The 1,277-nt window shown below is 39.9% G+C and carries 1 protein-coding gene; it reads left to right on the forward strand.

The window, feature by feature from the left end:
* Positions 1-56: 56 nt before the first annotated feature.
* Positions 57-1,210, forward strand: a protein-coding gene (locus U2P91_RS17895; protein ID WP_148637246.1) for an IS3 family transposase whose coding sequence is annotated in 2 segments (ribosomal slippage) — positions 57-339 and positions 339-1,210 — 1,155 coding nt in all. Because the reading frame shifts where the segments join, the coding sequence is not laid out codon by codon here.
* The last annotated feature ends 67 nt before the right edge of the window (positions 1,211-1,277 follow it).

The following is a 1,277-nucleotide window of genomic DNA, read 5'->3' on the forward strand; positions in this document are numbered from 1 at the left end:
TATAATGTTCACAAATAGTTGGACACAAAATCCAGAAAATAAGATAAACTATACACATGAGTAAAAAACGACGAACCTGGACCCCTGAGGAAAAAGCAACCATCGTACTGGAAATCCTCAGAGAAGAAAATACGTTAGCTGAGATCGCAAAAAAGCATGAAGTATCTCAGCAATTGTTAAGCCGTTGGAAAACCGAATTTATCGCCAATATGTCAGCCGTCTTCAATAAGAAAAATGAAGATGTGGACAAACTCAAACAGGAGCATGAAGATGAAAAGGAGCTGCTCGTAAAGAAAATAGGCGAATTAACACTGGATGTCGATTGGCTTAAAAAAAAACAAATTCAAATCTCTCAAATGAAGAAAAAAGAGCGTTAATTGATTGGAAGCACCCTTCCTTAACCATAAAAAAACAGTGTCAACTTCTGATGCTATCGCGATCGACAGCTTATCATGTACCTGTAGATGTTTCGCCATCCAGGGATGAAATCAATATTAAAAATGCCATTGATCGTATTCATTACGAGGAACCTGCCTTTGGCGTCAGACGAATCCGGAATGAACTGCATAAACAGGGTTTTCATAACGTGGGCAGACGTCTTGTCAGACGTTATATGATGGAAATGGATATTGTCTGTTTCTATCCCGGTCCTAATCTGAGTAAGCGGGCCAAAGCTGCAAAAACCTATCCCTACCTGCTGAGAAATCTGGAAATTGACCGACCGAATCAGGTGTGGTCCATTGATATTACTTATATTGGAACTCCAAATGGATTTGTGTATTTAACCGCTATCATTGACTGGTATTCCCGCTATATTGTGGGATACACCATCAGCAACACCCTGCAAACCGATATGGTCACCCGTGTTATAAAAAATGCCGTTGAAAACTATGGCGCACCTGAGATTATTAACAGTGACCAGGGCAGTCAGTTTACGTCAAATGCCTATATTGACCTGATTAAAAGCTTCAAAACAACTAAAATCAGCATGGATGGTAAAGGCCGTGCTACCGACAATATTGCCATTGAACGGTTTTTCCGATCATATAAATGGGAACGCCTGTATTTGCTGTACCCGGAAACCGTTACTGAAGTGAAAGCTATGACAAAGGAATACATCGCTAAATATAACCACAAGCGTGGTCACCAACGATTCGATTACAAAACACCGGCAGCTGTATTCTATGAAAATATGGCATTGGCTGCCTGATCAAAATGCGAAAGGAGATTTATCTAAATATTTCTGATTTCGTGTCTTGACAAGCGTGTACATTATA

The organism is Acetobacterium sp. K1/6, from assembly GCF_034438075.1.
GTDB classification, from domain to species: Bacteria; Bacillota; Clostridia; order Eubacteriales; family Eubacteriaceae; genus Acetobacterium; species Acetobacterium carbinolicum.